17 protein-coding genes are annotated in these 20,347 nt (G+C 60.7%); 4 read left to right on the top strand and 13 right to left on the bottom strand.

Annotated elements, in window-relative coordinates; all coding sequences use genetic code 11:
• Positions 1–72: 72 nt before the first annotated feature.
• The 4 genes from DK870_RS16510 to minC all read right to left on the bottom strand — a co-directional run bounded on the left by DK870_RS16510 (position 73) and on the right by minC (position 2,814).
• Complete coding sequence (locus DK870_RS16510) at positions 73–708, bottom strand: RluA family pseudouridine synthase (RefSeq protein WP_161549154.1); 636 nt, start codon at positions 706–708, stop codon at positions 73–75.
• A gap of 96 nt (positions 709–804) precedes the next feature.
• Positions 805–1,059 carry a cell division topological specificity factor MinE gene (gene minE, locus DK870_RS16515; protein WP_010208824.1) on the bottom strand — a complete coding sequence of 85 codons (255 nt, stop codon included), beginning with the start codon at positions 1,057–1,059 and terminating at the stop codon, positions 805–807.
• Between the two features lie 3 nt (positions 1,060–1,062).
• Positions 1,063–1,875, bottom strand: coding sequence for a septum site-determining protein MinD (minD, locus tag DK870_RS16520; protein WP_060755981.1), 813 nt, complete (start codon positions 1,873–1,875; stop codon positions 1,063–1,065).
• Positions 1,876–2,076: 201 nt separating this feature from the next.
• Complete coding sequence (gene minC / locus DK870_RS16525) at positions 2,077–2,814, bottom strand: septum site-determining protein MinC (RefSeq protein WP_060755980.1); 738 nt, start codon at positions 2,812–2,814, stop codon at positions 2,077–2,079.
• Between the two features lie 119 nt (positions 2,815–2,933).
• Here minC and DK870_RS16530 point away from each other — a divergent pair, with 119 nt between their 5' ends.
• Together DK870_RS16530 and DK870_RS16535 are read left to right on the top strand one after the other, a co-directional pair.
• Positions 2,934–3,869, top strand: a complete 936-nt coding sequence (locus DK870_RS16530; protein ID WP_060755979.1) for a lipid A biosynthesis lauroyl acyltransferase — start codon at positions 2,934–2,936, stop codon at positions 3,867–3,869.
• 28 nt (positions 3,870–3,897) lie between these two features.
• Positions 3,898–5,028, top strand: a complete 1,131-nt coding sequence (locus DK870_RS16535; protein WP_161549155.1) for a patatin-like phospholipase family protein — start codon at positions 3,898–3,900, stop codon at positions 5,026–5,028.
• Positions 5,029–5,063: 35 nt separating this feature from the next.
• On the opposite strand, the gene DK870_RS16540 is transcribed toward DK870_RS16535, so the two are convergent.
• From DK870_RS16540 to puuE, 7 genes are all read right to left on the bottom strand, one after another.
• Positions 5,064–5,849, bottom strand: a complete 786-nt coding sequence (locus tag DK870_RS16540) for an outer membrane protein OmpK (protein ID WP_090369585.1) — start codon at positions 5,847–5,849, stop codon at positions 5,064–5,066.
• 434 nt (positions 5,850–6,283) lie between these two features.
• Complete coding sequence (locus DK870_RS16545; protein WP_060755976.1) at positions 6,284–7,627, bottom strand: nucleobase:cation symporter-2 family protein; 1,344 nt, start codon at positions 7,625–7,627, stop codon at positions 6,284–6,286.
• 93 nt (positions 7,628–7,720) lie between these two features.
• Positions 7,721–9,019: a urate hydroxylase PuuD gene (locus tag DK870_RS16550; RefSeq protein WP_161549156.1), complete on the bottom strand. Its 1,299-nt coding sequence runs from the start codon at positions 9,017–9,019 to the stop codon at positions 7,721–7,723.
• Positions 9,020–9,070: 51 nt separating this feature from the next.
• Positions 9,071–9,574, bottom strand: a complete 504-nt coding sequence (locus DK870_RS16555; protein ID WP_090369593.1) for an ureidoglycolate lyase — start codon at positions 9,572–9,574, stop codon at positions 9,071–9,073.
• Positions 9,575–9,658: 84 nt separating this feature from the next.
• Positions 9,659–10,654: an allantoicase gene (gene alc, locus DK870_RS16560; RefSeq protein WP_060755973.1), complete on the bottom strand. Its 996-nt coding sequence runs from the start codon at positions 10,652–10,654 to the stop codon at positions 9,659–9,661.
• Between the two features lie 41 nt (positions 10,655–10,695).
• Positions 10,696–11,211: a 2-oxo-4-hydroxy-4-carboxy-5-ureidoimidazoline decarboxylase gene (gene uraD / locus DK870_RS16565; RefSeq protein WP_060755972.1), complete on the bottom strand. Its 516-nt coding sequence runs from the start codon at positions 11,209–11,211 to the stop codon at positions 10,696–10,698.
• Complete coding sequence (gene puuE / locus DK870_RS16570; protein WP_060755971.1) at positions 11,208–12,134, bottom strand: allantoinase PuuE; 927 nt, start codon at positions 12,132–12,134, stop codon at positions 11,208–11,210. Before puuE ends, uraD begins: the two co-directional genes overlap by 4 nt.
• A gap of 345 nt (positions 12,135–12,479) precedes the next feature.
• On the opposite strand from puuE, the gene uraH reads away from it, so the two are divergent.
• Both uraH and DK870_RS16580 read left to right on the top strand, forming a co-directional pair.
• Positions 12,480–12,833, top strand: a complete 354-nt coding sequence (gene uraH / locus DK870_RS16575) for a hydroxyisourate hydrolase (RefSeq protein ID WP_060755970.1) — start codon at positions 12,480–12,482, stop codon at positions 12,831–12,833.
• Positions 12,834–12,985: 152 nt separating this feature from the next.
• Entirely contained in the window at positions 12,986–18,211 is a 5,226-nt protein-coding gene (locus tag DK870_RS16580; RefSeq protein ID WP_161549157.1) for a dermonecrotic toxin domain-containing protein, read from the top strand.
• On the opposite strand, the gene DK870_RS16585 is transcribed toward DK870_RS16580, so the two are convergent.
• Both DK870_RS16585 and DK870_RS16590 read right to left on the bottom strand, forming a co-directional pair.
• Entirely contained in the window at positions 18,189–18,827 is a 639-nt protein-coding gene (locus DK870_RS16585; RefSeq protein ID WP_161549158.1) for a LysE family translocator, read from the bottom strand. The genes DK870_RS16580 and DK870_RS16585 overlap by 23 nt on opposite strands.
• A gap of 14 nt (positions 18,828–18,841) precedes the next feature.
• Positions 18,842–20,188: an NCS2 family permease gene (locus DK870_RS16590; RefSeq protein ID WP_060755967.1), complete on the bottom strand. Its 1,347-nt coding sequence runs from the start codon at positions 20,186–20,188 to the stop codon at positions 18,842–18,844.
• Positions 20,189–20,347 lie beyond the last annotated feature (159 nt).

Below are 20,347 nucleotides of genomic sequence, written 5' to 3' on the forward strand. Positions count from 1 at the left end.
TCACTGAATCCATGGACTGGCACACCGCCATCGGGAGCAAGCCCCCTCCCACATTTTGAGCGCATTGCCGGCTTAGAACGGGGCCGGGCACTCAAAGCGCAACCGCTCGCCGCTTTGCGGATGCGTGAAGCTGAGCATGCTTGCGTGCAGACACAACCGCGGCCAGGCAGCCAGGGCCTGTTCATGGGCGTACAGGCCGTCACCGAGCAGCGGGTGGCCGATCGACAGCATGTGCACGCGCAGCTGGTGCGAGCGTCCGGTGATTGGCGTCAGTTCCACACGGCACCAGTCGCCGCAGCGCTCCAGCACCTTCCAGAACGTCAGCGCATGCTTGCCGAACTCGTGGTCCACGACATGCCGGGGTTTGGTCGGCGGGTCGTAGCGCAAGGGCAGGTCGATGCTGCCGCTGTCCAGCTCAGGCTGGCCCCAAGCCAATGCGGTGTAGGCTTTTTCGGTTTCGCGGTCGTGAAACTGACGAGACAATTCGCGGTGGGTGTCGGCGTCCCGAGCCAGCAGGATGATCCCGGAGGTTTCCCAATCCAGGCGATGGACAATGCGGGCTTCGGGGTAGCCGTTTTCCTGCAGGCGGGTGATCAGGCAGTCCTTGTTGTCATCGGCCCGGCCGGGCACGGAGAGCAACAGGGTCGGCTTGTTCACCACCAGGACGGCGGCGTCCTGATGCAGGATGTGAATATTGGACAGCGGCATCAAACAGCCTCTTAACAAACGCCAACGGCGGCTCGCCCACCCCGTTCCCCAACAGGGATCAAGGTGACCGAGCCGCCGTGGCGACCGCCCTTTCGATCAACGATCGGGCAGGGTGATATTGAGTTCCAGAATCGAGCAGCTGCCGTCATTTTCCAGGGCGACATGCACGTCATCGTTGCCGATATTGACGTACTTGCGGATCACCTCGACCAGTTCCTTCTGCAAGGCTGGCAGGTAGTCCGGTGTACTGCGTTGGCCGCGTTCGTGCGCCACGATGATCTGTAGACGCTCTTTCGCGACCGATGCGGTCGTTGGCTTCTTGTTGGCGCGAAAGAAGTCGAGAAATTTCATTGTTTAGTTGCCTCCAAAGATACGCTCGAAGAATCCCTTCTTCTTGACATCGAGGAAGCGATGTTCCACGGATTTGCCCAGCAGGCGATCGACGGCATCGCTGTACGCCTGGCCGGCGTCGCTCTGGTCGTCGAGAATCACCGGGACACCCTGGTTGGAAGCCTTCAGCACGGCCTGGGATTCCGGGATCACGCCCAGCAGGGTCACTGCGAGGATTTCCTTCACGTCTTCAACGCCGAGCATTTCGCCATTGCTGACGCGCTCAGGGTTGTAGCGGGTGAGCAGCAAGTGCTCCCTGATCGGGTCTTCGCCTTTTTCGGCACGCTGCGACTTGCTGGCCAACAGGCCCAGCATGCGGTCCGAGTCACGTACGGAAGACACTTCGGGGTTGGTTACCACGATGGCTTCGTCGGCGAAGTACATCGCCAGGTGAGCACCGGTTTCGATACCCGCCGGGGAGTCGCATACCACGTATTCGAAGGTTTCTTTCAGCTCGGCCAGGACTTTGCCTACGCCTTCTTTGGTCAGCGCGTCTTTGTCACGGGTCTGGCTGGCGGCCAGCACGTACAGGTTTTCAAGGCGCTTGTCCTTGATCAGGGCCTGTTGCAGGTTGGCTTCGCCGTTGACGACGTTGACGAAGTCGTACACCACGCGGCGTTCGCAGCCCATGATCAGGTCAAGGTTACGCAGGCCGACGTCGAAGTCGACGATAACTGTTTTATGGCCGCGCAGAGCGAGCCCGGTACCGATAGCGGCGCTGGTGGTGGTCTTACCCACACCACCCTTGCCGGATGTAACCACGAGAATCTTGGCCAAGGTGTTTCACCCCTAAGGAAAAAGGACTTTTCAGCCCCTGAAAAACATCTCTTGAAACTCGCCGCAGGCGGACAGCCTTTGTAGGAAAAAACCGTTGTTTCCGCAGGGGAAGCGCCAGTCTTAACTTATTCCTACGCAAATCTTGCCGGTTTCGCTGTGCTATCAGAGTCTAGAGATGCTTGGAAAATGCGGCAGTATCCGTTAAAGCCGGATGATGTTCAACACGTCGCCCGACAGGCTGACCTGCACCCCGGCCCCCCACAGCGGATCACGGCGCAAATCTTCTGAAACCTTGTACTGGCCTGCGATGGAAACTAGCTCAGCGGTCAACTGCTGGCAAAAAATACGGGCCTTGGTATCACCCTTGATGCCGGCGAGGGCACGTCCGCGCATTGGGCCGTATACATGGATGTTGCCATCGGCCAGAAGTTCCGCCCCCGGGCTGACCGAGGCGACCACTACCAGGTCGCCGCCCTGGGCGTAAATCTGCTGCCCACCGCGTACGGGCGAGGTGATGATCTTTGTAGGCTTGATCGTCGGCTCAGGTGGTTTTTCCGGTTTTTTCTTCACTTCGCCTTCGGTTGGGTCAAGCGGACGCTCGCGGGCACCGGACGGCGGCAGTACTGGCAGTTCAATGGCGATGGCTGCGGCAATGTCTTCGATACGGCTGGCACGAATGGCCAGGGTCCGCAAACCATGGGAGCGGCACACGCGCATCAGCCCGGGCAGGTCGATGGCACCCTGGCCGGCCGGCAGTTTGTCGAGGGCCAGTACCAATGGGGCATTATTGAAAAAGTTCGGTGCCAGGGCGACCTTGGCGGCCAGTTGGCGGTCCAGGGCGTCGAGGTCGTTGCGGGCGAGTTCCAGTACGGTGATGGCGAGCATGCTGCCTTTCAGCTGGAACACGGGATCTTGGTCTAGCGGTTCGGTTTGGCTCATGGTCGGCAAAAGCGGCTTGTCACGAAAAGTGTCGAGACTTATAACGAGAACATCCGCGGGCCGCAAGCCGGGTCGAACCGTTGTAGAATGCGCGGCCCATGTCTTTACCGGAATCTGTAATGGATCGCCCGCGTTTTCGAGCTGCATTTTTTCACCCGCGTTTTTGGCTGTTATGGCTGGGACTCGGCCTGCTATGGCTGATCACTCAGTTGCCGTATCGGGCGTTGTTGACCATTGGTCGTTTACTCGGCGCCGGCATGTATCGCGTGGCCGGCGATCGTCGCCGTATTGCCGAGCGCAATCTGGAACTGTGCTTCCCGGAAAAGTCCGCCAAGGAACGCCAGCGACTGCTCAAGGAAAACTTTGCGTCCACCGGTATCGCCTTCTTTGAAATGGCCATGAGCTGGTGGTGGCCCAAGTCGCGCCTGGCACGGCTGGCCCATGTCGAAGGGTTGCAGCATCTCAAGCAGGCGCAACTGGAAGGCAAGGGCGTGATCCTGATGGCCCTGCACTTTACTACCCTGGAAATCGGCGCCGCCCTGCTCGGGCAGAAGCACACCATTGATGGCATGTACCGCGAGCACGGGAACCCGCTGTTCGATTTTATCCAGCGGCGGGGGCGCGAGCGGCACAACCTCGATTCCTTGGCCGTCGAGCGCGACGACGTGCGCGGCATGCTCAAGTTGCTGCGCGCCGGCCGCGCGATCTGGTACGCACCGGATCAGGACTACGGCGCCAAGCAGAGCATCTTCGTGCCGCTGTTCGGCATCCAGGCCGCCACCGTCACCGCCACCAGCAAATTCGCGCGCCTGGGCAAGGCACTGGTGGTGCCGTTCACCCAGGAGCGCCTGGCCGATGGCAGTGGCTATCGCCTGGTGATCCACCCACCGTTGACGGACTTCCCCGGCGAAACCGATGAAATCGACTGCCTGCGCATCAACCAGTGGGTCGAAGCCTCGGTACGCGAATGCCCCGAGCAGTACCTGTGGACGCATCGCCGCTTCAAGAGCCGGCCGCCGGGTGAACCCAAGCTCTACGAAAAACGCCGTCGGTAAACCCTGACTTCCCCCATGGAGTGAAGCAATGCGCCCAGCTGAACCGGTCACAGGTTTGATTCTTTCCGGCGGCGGGGCGCGAGCGGCGTATCAGGTGGGGGTGTTGGCGGCGATTGCCGAGCTGTTGCCGCCGGGAGCGCCGAACCCTTTTCCGGTGATTGTCGGCACCTCCGCCGGGGCGATCAACGCGGTGAGCCTGGCCAGCGGCGCTACGGACTTTACCGCCGCAATCCAACGCCTTACCGCCTTCTGGCAGGGTTTTCGCAGCCATCTGGTGCTGCGCAGCGACTGGCCGGGTGTGATCCGCCAGGCCAGTCGCTTTTTCATTCACAGCCTGCTGGGCCTGGGAGCGCAGGTGCCGGTGGCGCTGCTCAACAGCACGCCACTGCGCGAGCTGCTTAACGACAAACTGCACCTGCACGGTATTGACGAGGCCATCCGCAAACAGCATTTGCATGCCGTGGCGGTGACGGCTTTCGGCTACGAGTCCGGGCAGGCGACGACGTTCTACCAGGGCGGTCGTACCATCGACGCCTGGTTGCGCCATCGGCGTATCGGTGTGCCCGCCCGGTTGACGGTGGAGCACCTGTTGGCCAGTTCGGCGATCCCCTTGCTGTTCGCGCCGGTCAAGCTCGACGAAGAATATTTCGGTGATGGCGCGGTGCGCCAGTCGGCGCCGATCAGTCCGGCCTTGCACCTGGGCGCGAGCCGGGTGCTGGTGGTGGGCGTGAGCGGCAACCCACGGGGCAATGAGCCTGCCACGCAACGCACCTACACCGGTCAACAGCCGACGCTGGCGCAGATTGGGGGGCACATGCTCAACAGCACCTTCATCGACAGCCTGGAGAGTGATATCGAGCTGCTGGAGCGCTTGAACCAATTCAGCCAGGTCGCCCCCGGAGTGGCGCCGGTGGAAGTGTTGGTGATTGCACCCAGCCAGCCGATCGATGAAATCGCGGCGCGGCATCGCCAGGAATTGCCGGCGGCGTTGCGCCTGTTCCTGCGTGGGCCGGGGGCGACCAGGACGAGCGGGGCGGGGGTATTGAGTTACTTGCTGTTCGAGGCCGGTTATTGCAGCGAGTTGATCGAGCTGGGGCGGCGCGATGCGTTGGCCAAGCGCGCGGAAATCACTCGGTTCCTGGGGTTGTCCCCAAGCTGAATGTGGGAGCGAGCAGCCCGCTCCCACAGGTTCAGTTAAAAGTGATACTTGACCAGCAGGCTCGCCGTGTCCTGGTTGGTCTTGAATGCGCCGCTGTCTTCAACCCCGTACTTGTTCTTCCAGTAGTCGTATTCGATACCGACATACAGCTGTTTTTCACCCCAGTGCAGCGCCTTGCCCAAGTCATATTTGATCTGTGGGTTGAAGTGCAGGTTGGCGTGGTAGGTGCCACGGGAGGTCTTGTCGTTATCCACCACCCAATCCATGAAACCATCGATCAGCACATTCGAGTCGCCAACCGGGATGGTGTACGACCAGACCGGTGTGATCTGCCAGATGTTGTCGCCCGGGCGATTGCCTTCGGTCTGGCGCTGGTAGAAGTTCAACTGGAAGTAGTCGAAACCCGGGATGTTCAGGTCAAAGCCCGGGCCGAACAGGTATGACTCGTTATCGCCTTCGCCGAACTCATACGTGAAAGCCAGCAATACATCTTTGATCGGGCCGAAAGACAGGTCCTTGTCGAAGATCTTGCCGAATGACAGCCGTGGGCTGAACTCGCCGTAATAAGTGTCCGGGCCGACGTTGCCGTCTTCCTTGCCGTTGTAAAAGATACGGTCGACGAACAGGAAGTTATCGCCGTACTTCCAGGCATCGGCATGTTCGAACGTGACGGTTTGCTGGATCTGCGGGTTGATGGTGAAGTTCTTGCCCCACAGGTAGGTCAGGCTGTTGTTCTGCCACTGCAACAAATCGCCGGCTACGGCTTGGCCGCCGGCCAGCAGGGAACCTGCCAGCATCAGGCCTTTCAACATAGGTTTCATTCGGTGCTCCCGAGTCAAAGTTTTAGGTTTTTTGTTCTACGCAGGCGCTCTGGTGTGGCGCCTTTGGTTCGCTGCAAAAATCGTCTGTTTGGTCAGCTTTAATGCTTTTAGCAAGAGCTGCGCCAAGCTGTTTAAAAAACCAATAAAACGCCTTCGGCTGCAGTTGATGCAGTCGAGTCCAGTGGTTTTCAGTGCACGTTGGCCGCAGACATTAGGCCCGGATAAGTTGGCCTTGCAGTCAGCTTTTACATTCGCTGTTTTTTTTTGAGTCGATTCGAGCGGGCGCGGAGAATACTGGCTCTCTGGCCTTGGCTCAAGTGCGCCGTAACAGAGCGCGTGGGGCGAGAATGGGGCGCGGCTTGTGGCCGGCCCCAGGTGAATGGCGTGCATGGGAGGTTCCCTGTTCGTTATTGTTTTTATTGTTAACGAAGGAATCAGTGGGTAGGGGCGACAGCGGGTCGTTCGGCCCCCCCGAGGATGTTGAACAGTATGTTCAGCGACAATGCGCTGAGGGTGGCCATGGCAATCCCACTGTGGGTAATCGGGCTCATCCACAGCGGCAGCTGGGCGAAGAACTCCGGGCGCACCACCGGGATCAGGCCCATGCCGATGCTCACCGCCACCAGCAGTTGGTTGCGACGATCGGCGATGTCGGTTTCCTGCAGGATCTTGATGCCGGTCGCCGCCACCATCCCGAACATCGCAATCGCTGCACCGCCCAACACTGCCGGTGGAATCGATGCCACCAGAAACGCCGCTTTGGGCAGCAGGCTCAGCACCAGCAGAAAGACCCCGGCCATGATCGTCACCGAGCGGCAGCGCACGCCGGTCATCTGTACCAGGCCGATGTTCTGGGCGAAGGAGGAATGCGTGAAGGTGTTGAAGAAGCCGGCGAAGAATGATGCGCCGGCATCACACAGCAAACCACGGCGCAGCATTTTCGGCGTGACTTCCTGGCCGGTGATCTTGCCCAGGGCGAGGAACATCCCGGTGGACTCGACGAAGATGATCACCACCACCAGGCACATCGACAGGATCGGCGCCAATTCGAACTTGGGCATGCCGAAATGCAGCGGCGTCACCACTTGCACCCACGGTGCCAGCGCCAGGCCGCTGAGGTCGACCATGCCGAGCATGCCGCACAAGCCATAGCCGAGCGCCATGCCGATCAGCACTGAGATGTTCACCCAGAAACCGCGCATGAAGCGGTTGATCAGCAGGATAGTGGCCAGTACCAGCGCGGCAATCGCCAGGTAAATCGGCGAGCCGAACGTGGCGGCGGCGCTGCCGCCACCGGCCCAGTTCACGGCCACCGGAAACAACGACAGGCCGATGGCGGTAATGACCGTACCGGTCACCAGCGGCGGGAAAAAGCGCACCACCTTGGACATGAACGGTGCGATCAGCATGCCGAAGAACCCAGCGGCAATGGTTGCACCGAAGATCCCTTGCAAGCCGATCCCGGGCATGCCGGCCATGGCGACCATGCTGCCGACCGCCGCGAAACTGGCGCCCATCATCACCGGCATACGAATGCCCACCGGGCCGATGCCGAACGACTGCACCAGGGTGGCGATACCAGCCACCAGCAGGTCGGCGTTGATCAGGAAGGCGATTTCTTCACGGCTGAGGCCTGCGGCCTGGCCAATGATCAGCGGCACGGCGACGGCGCCGCCATACATGAGCAAGACGTGTTGCAGGCCGACCAGCAGCAGTTGCAAGAGGGGCAGGCGCACCATCGCGGGCGCGGCAGGGGGCTGCGTTTCTAACTGGGACATGCAACACCTCGAATCTTTTTATTGTTGTGTTGTTTGGAGCGCAATCTGTGGGAGGGGGCTTGCCCCCTCCCACATTGGAACTGTGTGAACCAATCAGTTGGTGCGGGCCCCCTGGTTGATCCAGGTGCCAATCAGATCCCGCTCCTGCTGGGTCATCTGGGTGATGTTGCCCAGCGGCATGATCTGGCTCGCCACGGCCTGCGCTTGAATGCGCGCCGCCTGCTGCTGGATCTGCGCCGGGGTGTCGAACATCACGCCGGCCGGGGCCGTGCTGAACAGGGGGCTGGTGGGCTTGGCCGAATGGCACACGGCGCAGCGTTCCTGGATCACCCCGTGCACCTTGTCGAAATCAATCGTGGCCTGGGCGGGTGCAGCCGCCGGTTCAGCTGCGGGTGCCGTCGGCGCAGCAGGTTTCAGGCCGCCACCCAACGCTGTTTCCGGCAACGGCTGGTACTCGATGGCGGCGGGGGCCTTGGCTACGTCCGGGGTGGTGGTCAGCGGTTTCGGGCCGGTCACGTAGGCCAGGCAAATCATCGCCAGCGCACCGACCGGTAAGGTCCACGCGTACTTCTGGCTGTTGTGCCGGGTGTTGAAGTAGTGCCGTACCAACACCGCCGCCACTGCGATACCGGCCAGGATCAGCCAGTTGTATTGGCTGCCGTAGGTGCTCGGGAAGTGGTTGCTGATCATGATGAACAGCACCGGCAAGGTGAAGTAGTTGTTGTGTCGCGAACGCAGCAGCCCTTTGGCCGGCAAGGCCGGGTCAGGCGTGCGGTTTTGCGCGATGGCCGCCACCAATGCGCGCTGGGCGGGCATGATGATGCGGAACACGTTACCGACCATGATGGTGCCGATCACGGCACCCACGTGCAGGTAGGCGCCGCGGCCGCTGAACACCTTGCTGAAACCGTACGCGGCGGCAATCAACAGCACGAACAGGATCAAGCCGAGCAGGGCAGGGCGCTTGCCCAGGGCCGAGTCGCAGAGGAAGGAGTAGACGAACCAGCCGACGAACAGCGAACCGATGCCCAGCAGTACACCTTCCGGGCCGCTGAGGCTGCTGCCGGGGGCGAGCAGGTACAAGGTCGGGTTGGAATAGAACACCACGCACAGCAGCGCAATGCCCGACATCCAGGTGAAATAGGCTTCCCATTTGAACCAGTGCAGGTTGTCCGGCATGGTCGGTGGGGCCAGTTTGTATTTTTCCAGGTGGTAGATACCGCCTCCGTGGATCGCCCACAAGTCACCGGCCAGGCCGTCCTTGGGGTTGACGCGGTTGAGGTTGTTTTCCAGCCAGACGAAATAGAAGGATGCGCCGATCCAGGCGACGCCGGTGATCATGTGAACCCAGCGCACGCTCAGGTTCAGCCATTCCAACAGATGTGCTTCCACAGTCTTTACCTCTCGCCTGTCACCCTTGTTGTCGGGTGATCAGACCTTCTCTTATTGGTGGGGGGCGAGGATCAAACGCTCATCCTCTTTGAAAAAATGCTCATCGCAGTTATTGCCTGTGCCACTGCGATCAACCACCAGGAAGTCATCCCGCTTTTCGATCGTCAGCACCGGGTGGTGCCAGACGCCGCGATGGTAATTGATGCCCTGCCTGCCGTTGGTGACGAAGGCGCGGACCAAGCCTGATACAGGTGCATCGCCAAGTGGCGCGACCACGATCAGAAAGGGGTTGCCGAGCAGCGGAATGAAAGCCTGGCTGCCCAGCGGGTGTCTCTCCAGCATGCACACGGTCAGCGGCATCGGCAGCGCGTCGGCGCGGAAGATGCTGATGATCGCGTTGTCTTCTGGCGTGGCGGTTTCTACCGTCGCCAGCTTGTGAAAGCGCATGGTCGACCCGTTGTTGATCATGAAGTGATCGCTGCCATCGGTTTCGATAACGTCTCCGAAAGGGGCAAAGGCTTCTTTGGTCAGGGGTTCGATCATCAGTGTGCGCATGGCTGTCTTCTTAATCTTGTCTATTGATCGCTCCCACGCTCTGCGTGGGAACGTTGCCCTGGACGCTCCGCGTCCGCTCAGGCGTTACTTGGCGACTTTGCCGAGGACACGCAGGCGACTCACACCGCCATCCGGGAACACGTTCAGGCGGATGTGGGTAATCGGCCCGAGTGCCTTGATCTGTTCGGCGAAGGTGTGTTCGGCATGCATTTCCAGCTTCTGCGCCGGCAGCAGTTCGCGCCAGAACAGCGACTGGGTTTCGATCTGGCTGTCGGTGCCGCCTTTCACGAATGCGCCCTGGATCGAGCAGGTGTCCGGGTAGTTGCCCTTGAAGTGCAGGGTGTCGACGATGATCTTCTCGATCTCGCCCGGATGGCCCAGGGCGACGATCACCCAGTCATTGCCCGGTGTACGACGACGCGCGGTTTCCCAGCCGTCGCCCATGTTGATGCCACGGCCCGGGTTCAGAATGTTGCTCATGCGGCCGAAGTGTTCATCGGAGCAGGCCAGGGCGCGACCGCCGTTCAGTGCGGCAGCCAGGTCGACCTGTTCGTTGTCACCCACCGACGACCAGTCGCGGAACGGCACACCGTACACACGCAGACGGGCCACGCCGCCGTCCGGGTAGATGTTGAAGCGCAGGTGGCTGAACGCCTGGTCGTTGTTGATTTCATGGTAGTGGTGGCTGTTGCCTTGCAGCTCGACGGCTGACAGCACTTCCACCCACTGGGTGTTTTCGTCAGGGTCGCCCGAGGCCAGGAAGCAAGCTTCCAGGGACGCCGACGGCGGGTAGTTGCCGGTGAAGAATGAAGTGTCGATGTCCACGCCCTTGATCGAGCCCGGTACGCCCAGGCGGATCACGGCACTGTCGTAGCCTTCGAAGCGCTTGCGGCGTGATTCCCAGCCGTCCATCCACTTGCCGTTGTCATCGAAAACGCCCTCCTTCCACACGGCCGGGGTCGGCTGGAACAGGCGGTTGGCGTCGGCGAACCAGTCATCGGTCACCGAGAGGATCTTGGTGCCCAGGCGGGCATCGGCCAGGTTGACGAACTTTTCGAAAGGTACGGCGTAAGCTTTCATTCTTCTTGTCTGCCTTGGATTGAGTGGCTGGGGATGGTCGTTTAGAGGGTCAGTAATCGGAACAACGCGATCTTGTTGATCTCGGCCAGGGCGCATTTGAACTCGGTGTCCACCGGGTTGTGAATGCGCGTTTCGAACGCGGCCAGGATCTGGTGCCGGTTGCTGCCTTTTACCGCCATGATGAAGGGAAACTTGAACTTGGCCTTATAGGCTTCGTTCAGCTCGGTGAAGCGAGAAAACTCTTCGGCCGTGCACTGGTGAATCCCCGCGCCGGCCTGTTCATCAGTGCTGGCTGCGGTCAGTTGGCCCTGGACGGCGGCTTTGCCGGCCAGGTCCGGGTGAGCGTTGATCAGGGCCAGTTGGCTGGCGTGATCGGCGCTCAACAGGATATCGCTCATGCGTTGGTGCAGGGTCTCGATCTGGTCGATCGACGCATCCTGGCCCAGGTCGAAGGCCTTTTCGGCCACCCATGGCGAATGTTCGTAGATGTCGGCGAAGGCGTTGACGAATTCGTCGCGGCCCAGGGTCGAGGGTTTCAGGCTCTGGAATGCAGTCATTTCGCCGCTCCCGCATAGGGATGGGTCGCTTGCCAGTGACGCGCAATGTCCACCCGGCGAGTGAACCAGACGTGCTCGTGACCCTTGACGTATTCAATGAACCGCTTCAACGAAGCCAGGCGCGCAGGACGGCCGATCAGGCGGCAATGCAGGCCGATCGAAAGCATCTTCGGGGCCTCGGCGCCTTCGGCGTAAAGCACGTCGAACGCATCTTTGAGGTACTCGAAAAAGTCATCGCCCTTGTTGAACCCCTGCACCTGGGTAAAGCGCATGTCGTTGGTGTCCAGGGTGTAGGGGATCACCAGGTGCGGCTTGCCGGTGGGGTTGTTGGGTTCCCAGTAGGGCAGGTCATCGTCGTAGGTGTCGCTGTCGTAGAGGAAACCGCCTTCCTCCATCACCAGACGCCGCGTGTTGGGGCCGGTGCGCCCGGTGTACCAGCCCAGTGGGCGCTCGCCGGTCAATTCGGTAAGGATGCGGATAGCTTCGAGCATGTGCTCGCGTTCCTGGGCCTCATCCATGTACTGGTAGTCGATCCAGCGATAGCCATGGCTGCAGATCTCATGGCCGGCGTCGACCATGGCGCGGATCACATCCGGATGGCGTTGGGCTGCCATGGCTACGGCGAAGATGGTCAGCGGAATATCGAATGCCTTGAACAGCTTGAGAATGCGCCACACACCGGCCCGGCTGCCGTATTCGTACAGCGACTCCATGCTCATGTTGCGTGCGCCCTGCAGCGGCTGGGCCGAGACCATTTCCGAGAGGAAGGCTTCGGACTCTTTGTCACCATGCAAGATATTGCGCTCACCACCTTCTTCGTAGTTGAGTACGAAAGACAGCGCAATGCGCGCCTTGCCCGGCCAATGGGGGTGAGGAGGGTTACTGCCGTAACCGATCAGGTCGCGTGGGTAGTCAGCGCTCACTGCAGTCTTCCTTCTTGTTCGTCGTGTTGGCGATGAGTGATTGTATACAACTTATCAGCCACTTTGTAAGCCCGCATTTCTGCATTTTTTCTGCGGGACGCTGTGTGAATGGTGTAGCAAGAAACTTGCCTGGTTGGTCAGCTAATGGACAAAAGGTCGTTTAAAAGCAAGGATTACGTATGAATCGCCTGTTTGAGTACCAGGCGCGGACTGATGCAAAGGTTTGTGATTTTTATTGTGTACAATTTTTTTAAAAAGTGTCTTAATCAGCCATCGCCGGCTTTTTCGCTGCCCTGAAAAAGTGCGGCTCACTCTTTAACTGACCACGGGAGGCGCGCCGACGCCATGGGACGTTTGACTACACACGTTTTGGATGCCGCACACGGCTGCCCCGGCAGCGCGATCAAGATAGAGCTGTATCGCGTCGAAGGCGCGCAGCTTGAACGCGTCGCCACCGCACACACCAACAGTGATGGCCGCTGCGATGCGCCCCTGCTGCAAGGCGATGCCTACCGCAGCGGCGTGTACCAACTGCAATTCAGCGCCGGTGACTACTACCGCGCTCGTGGCGTGCAACTGCCGGAGCCGGCTTTTCTGGATGTGGTGGTGTTGCGCTTCGGGATCAACGCCGAACAGGAGCATTACCATGTGCCGTTACTGATTTCGCCTTACAGCTACTCCACCTATCGCGGTAGCTAGCGTCACCTCGCTTCACACCCCCAAAGCTCTTCGTTGGTTTTCGCCCGCCCACACTGCGGGCTTTTTTATGGGTCATGGGCTCAATTATCTAGCGCCCCTGGGCCATCTGCGCTGCCTAGGCTGGATGTTTTCCTCATTGAGAAGAAAGCACCATGGGTCCGCTCCTCGACACCGATGATTCAGCAGTGGCCGCCGAAGCCACACTCCAGGGCATCCGCGATCAATTGCGCTGGCGAATCAACACCCATCCACACCCCAGCCGCCTGATCAATCAGATCGCCCTGGCCGACCTGCGGTGCAGCGAATCGACCCAAGCGCTGGTTCATCTACTGGGTCGTTCACCCAAAGTGCTGAATGTGCTGCGAGCCGAGCTGCGCAAAGCGTTCGAGATGGATCCGGACAGCCTGATTTTTACCGAACCGAAGCCACCCCGGGCAGCGCAGAAGGTCGATACCTTGACTGATCGGGCCTTGTTCTCGCTGGTGCAGCCGTCGGTGGCGATCAACGTCAACGCGTTTACCGCGTTGAGCATCAAGGGCCGCCCGCGCCGGCGCTTGCCCTACACCGCATTGCAAGCCTTGCAACGGCTGTGTGCGATGGGGCTGCTCGAGGTCTTGGCGCGTGCGCAACAAGCCTACTGGGACACGCTGGTGCAGGGTTCCTGGTTGACGCGGCGGGAACGTTGGGCTGCGTTGCACGCACAGCTCTTCGCCGATCGCGCCTTTATTGCGCGCCAGCTCGACGAGTTATCGAGCGCGGGAATGCTGGTGGTCCAGGCGGTCATCGATGCCCCGAGCGCCGAAGCCCGGCAGCGTGCCGGCGGTAGTTGGGCCGGTGTGCAAGTGGGCCGGTTGCTGTGGCCCGGCGCACCTGCGCTGGCGATTCCCGGTGCCTTGCATCTATACCGCGAAGGCGAGCCCGTTGATGCGCCCCATGTCCTCTACCTGCCGGGCGGAGGGCGCAATTTTCATGAATACCCCAGCTTCGACGTCCTTCAATGCGGCTTGCTGGAGTTGGGCCGCGAGCGCTTTCACGAACTGTGGCAGTGTTTACCCCTGGATCAGCGCAACGGAGCCTGCCCGCCGGCGGACTTGTCCCCGACAACCCGCTTCGTGCGTGGCCACGCGGTGACCGGCGACGCCCTGGCGCAAGGGGCCGAGGCGTTATTGAGTGGGCAATGGGCCAATGAATTGGCCTGTGCGATGCAGGTCAATCTCGCGCAGGTGTTTTCAACCGCTCGGCCTCAACCGCTGCAGGCCAGGGCTTTTCTTGCCTATGTGGAAGGCGCGCGCAAACAACAGGTCGGCGGCGCTCGGCTGGGTCTGCTGCGTGATCAATTACTGCGCTGGGACCGCCAACGCCGGCAGGCAGAAATTGTGTTTGCCAGCACGGCGCCCACGTTGGCGATGCTGTCGGTGGAGCGGCAGGTCAAACGCTACGAAAAAGGCCTGGTTACGCTGTTGGCTGCGGATGATCCCAGTGCACAGACACCAGCCTATCAGGCGTTGCTGTCGCTGATGAGCCAGCGCGAAGTCCATGCACAAGTGTTGAAAGCGTTGATGCAGGATGCACAGCAACGTGCACTTGACCTGGTTTTTTGGGCCGAGCGGCCCGGCGGGGCAGGCACGCCCAGGCGTGTTTCGTTGTTCCTGAATGCTCAAGCCGAGGCGCTGCGCTCTGAGGTTGAGCTGCAGCACCGGCTCAGGTTGCTGGGTAGCGCGCATCGGGCGCTGATGATTGAAGTCATAGACCAGCCTCTGGCCTCCCGACGTCCGGGCAGTCAGACCCGGGTGATGTCCATCGCCATCGGCAACGAGCCTGATGCGTATTACCCCCTGCACAACGTCTGGGTCATCACGACCGCCGCCGCCGTGAGGGTCCCGACCCGCCAGCGACCTGTGGTGTTGTACGCGTTCGGTGCAACTGGTGGCCTGCTTGCATTTTCCGGGCTGGATGCCTTGACTCAGAGCCTCAAGGTGAGTTTGAGCAGCCGTGACGATTCGGTGCTATGGGGTTGCGTGGAGCACGATAAGCGCCGCGACCTGCGCGCCCACGCTGCGCGTGAAAGCCTGAACGTGCGTTACCTCGACATCCCCGGCAAGCCTGCCCTCACCGGCCTCAAGAAACTGCTTGGGACCTACGACCGTTTGCACAGCAGCACTGAGGACATCGCGCGTATTTTCAGTGAAGTGACGGATGCCGGGTTGAGCCGCTCGCTGTTGATGTTCGAGCTGCAAGGCCAATTGATGGTCCCGGCGAACAGCGCGCTGAACCAGGCGCATACCCATGTTGAACTGATGCGCAAGGTCGCGTCTGAGTCGAAGAAAATACCGGCCTGGTTGGCCGCTGCATCCCGTGCCCAGCGCAAGCATTTCAGGCGCTTGTGGCGTTTGCAGTTGAGCAGCGCCTTCGCCTTCGCCCGTCACCTGCAAGACTGCCTGCCTGACCTCGGCTCGTTTGCCCGCCGTGCGCTGACGGACCGCCTGCGCCAGGATGGCATGCCGGCGCAGCTGGATATCGAGCAACCGTTGATTGATCTGCCCGATGATGTGCAGGACAGCTTTTGCGGGTGGGAAAGCCGCTGCTCAGTCGGGGACCGCAAACCCATATTGACCGCTACCCTTGAGCGCACGACGTTCAGCCTGCTGCAATTGGCGCTGCATAACCTGGACCCGTTGGCGCCCTGGACACACTGGCGATTCAACCGCGCCCGCTATCTGCAACCCCAGTGGCAAGAACGCCTGAACGCCGCCTACCTGATCCCCATGGTGGCTTCACTGGATATCGGTGGCGAGTACGACAGGTTGATCCAGTCAGTGTTTTATCCGCCTGCCGGTGCTGCCCCTACAGCGACTGAGGGGCGTATTCCCGCGTTATTGAATCGTACGTTGCAAGCGGGTGCTGCACAGCATCTCTACTCGGCGGCTCAGCAGGGGCTGACGGCGAGTGCACAGGCGTTGTTGCGCAGCGCCATGGCGACGCGAACGCCCCAGCCTGCGCTGCAATTGCATGTGGTGCACCTGGTGGGGCACACCATGCAGCATGATCGCTACATTGCAGGGCTGGTGGTGGTGCAAGACCTGCTCACTGATCAGTGTGTGGTCTATTGGCCCGAAGCTCCGCAAGGGTGGGTACTCACTGAGCATGGCAGCCTGGAACAGGCCCGAGCGCAGTTGAATCGAGTCGGCGCACTGCCTGGCAACGTCAGGCTGCTGGCGCGGCAGGTTGCACCCGGCTGGGCGTTTGAGGCGCTCACTCATCATCCGGCTCGGGCCGCTACGCCTGCTGGGGTGTTCGATATTCCCTATCCCTTGCCGGGCGTTTCCATGGTCAAGGGGATCCTGCGGGGGATCGAGTTCATTCGCTCATTCAACATCAAGCACCTGGAGCCCACGGTGCAACTGAGTGAGATAGAAAGCATCATCCATGAACAGATCGCCAGTGATCCGCAGGACTGGCTGGCGATTGTCGCCACCTCCCACAGCGATGCCCGGGCCTTGCTGTATCAAGCCAACGTGCTCGAGCTGCAACGCCAGGCTCAGGCATCCAGCCGTTCCGGCAAAGAGCTGGAACAGTACCGAGCCCGGCGGCAGGGTGAGCAAGGCGAGACCCGCATTCGCCGGATCGTCGCGTTTTTTTCGCAGTTTTTCTTTCCCTTGTTCGGTGTGTCCAATGATGTTTATGAGCTGCTGCTTGCGGCGCGCCATTACCATCGCTTTGGCGATGCGCACGATGCTGTCGATGTGGGTTTCATGAGCAGTTTTTTGATCGTCGACCTGCTAGTGAATGTCATGCCCGGGCCGAAGCCGGCGGGGCAGGTGGCATCGCGTGCCGCTCGCCCCATCGCAAGGGCTGCGCTGGGGCGAATTCATCGTCTGCGCATGTCCGCGCAGGGCGGCCCAGCCCGTTTTGCGCCGCCCGCCGTGATGCAGCTCAAAGCCTTGGAAAATTTCAGAATTCAGGGCGTGCCCAAAGGCGCCGTGGCATTGAAGGGGCCGGATCAGCTCGGCATCCATGTGAAGGAGGGCGCGCTATTTGTGGCCGACGACACGCACCATTATCCGGTCTATCGACGCGACAACGAGTCAGTGTTTCGCCTGAAGAACCCTCAGGTCGAGGGCCAGAATGAACTGATTTTGAACATTCATCGGCAGGGCGAGCGGTTACTCGGCGCAGACGCCCCTCAACCGGTGGCCGGGACGAGTTCGGGCGTGCTCAACCCTTGGCGCGCGCCGGCGTCAGCACCGTCTGACTGGTGGCCCCCGGTTTTACGCAGCGCGACGGAGGACTCCATCCTGCACTCATCCAACCCGGCGACCCATTGGTTGGATTGGCGTATGCAGATTCCGATTACCGAGCAATTGAGTTCCCCGGCGCCCGGGGTGTTTCATGTGCCTCTGGCCAGCCCAGGCATTTCCTACAACGCCCTGCGAGTGGCGCCTGCGAATACCAGCCTGGCGGATCCGTTGAGCGGTTATTACCGGCTGCTTCCCCAAGGCGATCAGGCACCGTTGAACCGCATCGTGTTTATTACAAGGGATGAACCGCTGGTGTCCTTGGCCAGTGCCGACATCGAGCGGTGGACACGCACGGCGCCGAGTGAACAACCTATTCCGGCGTCGCGCACATCAGCCCAGGGTTGGCAGCTTCATCTGCCGCTGTTCGATAAGCCGCTGACGCAGTCTGTGGGGGAGGCGTTTCCCTCCATGACCAGCAAAAGCCAAGACTTCACGGTTGCAAGAATGATTGAGTTGTCAGGCCCACGGCGCCCTGCAACGGCCACCCACCTGCTCAATATCCGTGCGACCTTGGACAGTTGGTTGCCTGCTGCCCCCGCACGGCCTGGCCAGACGGATGATTTGCTGAGAATGCTGCGGCCCACTGAAAGGCGCGGGGTGTCTCTATTTGTCGGTTACAACGACAAGACCCCAGGCTTTACTCGTGTCGACTTTCGCGTGACTGGATTAGACCCCGCGTTACGGCCCGCCCGCAGTCAGCTCGCCCTCGCACGAAACAATGCGCAGATCCCGGCAGTCAGGCGCGTGCTGCAACAGCAGGGCTTCGACGTCGAAGAGATGCGCGTCATGCATGGCAGAAAGCCTACGAGTGAATTGATCGCCACTCACCCGCTTTCAAACAAGCTGTACTACATCGCCATTCATTGGGTTGAGCGAGCGTCCATCATCTTGCGCGGTGGGCTGACGGATGATTGGTTCAATAAAGCCATCAACCGTCACCCGAGCTCGATGATATTCGCGCGAGTCAAGCGTGCTCTGGAAGAGGGGCGCCTGGTGCGGATCGTGGCGGGTATTCAATGGCCTGTGTCAGGCAAGCTCCCACCCAGCGTTTATTTCGTCAAAGTGGCCCCGTCGCCTTGACCAGCGACACCATCCCGGCACCGCCGAACAGGCCGGCGCTGACGCGGTTGAACCAGCTCTGGCCTTTGCCGCTGCGCAAGTAACGCGCCGCGCCATGGGCACTCAACCCGTAGGCCAGCTTGCACAGCAGATCGAGCAGGGTCCAGGTGGCGATCATGATCAGCAGTTGCGGCAGGAACGGCTGCTGGCTGCTGAGAAATTGCGGCAGGAAGGCGGCGAAGAACAGGATGTCCTTGGGGTTGCTGGCGCCGAGCACAAACGCTCGGCCAAACAGCGCACGAAAGCGTGGCGTCGCTACCGCCTGCGGCACCACGGTAGCCTGGCTTGGCTGGCGAGATTGCTGCCAGCTTTGCCAGGCGAGGTAGAACAGGTAGGCCGCGCCGAGGATCTTCAAAGCGCTGAACAATTGTTCCGATGCCAGCAACAGGGCGCCCAGGCCCAGGGCCGAGGCACTCAACAGGCAGATCGAGGCAAACACCCCACCGAGAAACGCTGGATACGAACGGCGCAGGCCGTAGTTGAGACTGTTGCTGATCATCAACAGTGACAGTGGCCCCGGGATCAGGATCACCACCAACGCTGCGCCGCTGAACAGTAGCCAGGTTTCCAGGTTCATCAGTCACTCCCTTTTTATAGAAATATGAATTTGGCGATAAAGATCGCGCACAGCACCCACAGGCTCACGGAAATTTCGCGGTACTTGCCGGTGCCTGCCTTGAGCGCCACATAGGTGATAAAGCCCAGGGCGATACCGTCGGCGACCGAGAACGTCAGGGGCATCATGATCGCAGTGACAATGGCTGGAATGCTGTCGGTGGCTTCATCCCAATGGATATGCGCCATGCTCGCCATCATCAGCATTGCCACGTAGATCAGCGCACCGGCCGTGGCGTAGGCCGGAATCATCCCGGCCAGCGGCGCAAAAAACATCGCCGCCACAAACAGCACGCCCACCGTCACTGCCGTCAACCCAGTGCGGCCGCCGGCGGCGACACCGGCAGCGCTTTCCACGTAGCTCGTCACTGGCGGCACGCCGACCATGGCACCGAACACGCTGGAAGCACTGTCGGCCTTCAGCGCGCGGGACAGGTTATCGATCTTGCCATCGGCATTGACCAGCCCGGCGCGCTGCGCGACGCCCATCAGTGTACCTGCGGTGTCGAACATGTGTACAAAAAGAAAAGCGAATACCACGCTGATCATGCTGACATTGAATACACCCTTCACATCCATGGCCATCCAGGTCGGTGCCAGGCTCGGCGGCGTGGAGAGAATACCGTTGTAGTGCACCAGGCCCAGGCCCCAACCGGCCAGGGTCACGGCGATGATGCTGATGAGGATCGCACCGAACACGCGGTGGTAGCTGAGGATGGCAATCAGCAGGAAACACACGGCCGCCAGCAACGGTGCCGGTTCGTGCAGCGAGCCGAGCTTGATCAGCGTGGCGGGGCTGTCGACGATGATGCCGGCGGTTTTCAAGCCAATCACCCCGAGGAACAGGCCCACGCCCGCGCCCATGGCATGACGCAGGCTGACCGGGATGCTGTTGAGCAGCCATTCGCGCACGCGGGACAATGTCAGGCCCATGAACAGCACGCCGGAAATAAACACGGCACCCAACGCGGTTTCCCAGTGGTAGCCCATGGTGCCGACCACGGTGTAGGTGAAAAACGCATTCAAGCCCATGCCCGGCGCCAGACCCACGGGCCAGTTGGCGTACAGGCCCATCAACAGGCAACCCAGCGCGGCGGCTATGCAGGTGGCGACGAATGCCGCGCCGTGATCGATACCGGCGTCGGCCATGATGTTCGGGTTGACGAAGATGATGTAAGCCATGGTGATGAAGGTGGTGAGGCCGGCGATCAGTTCGGTCTTCACTGTGGTGCCATGCAAGCTGAGTTTGAACAGGCGTTCCAGCCAACTGTTGCCAGGCGGGGCGATTTCCAGCGTAGGGGCTTCGGATTTGCGGCTATCCACAGCGAGTACTCCTCAAGAGTTTTATTGTTATTTCCCGCGCCGGTCACGAATGTGGGCAACAGCGCTTTGAGGTACTGGCGGGTTTTGTTGACCAATAGGTCAGGAACTCGCACGCAGAGGATTATGCTTTTGTATACAAATAAAGCAAATAATGTTTTC

This window comes from Pseudomonas sp. Q1, from assembly GCF_009935975.1.
GTDB classification, from domain to species: Bacteria; Pseudomonadota; Gammaproteobacteria; order Pseudomonadales; family Pseudomonadaceae; genus Aquipseudomonas; species Aquipseudomonas palleroniana.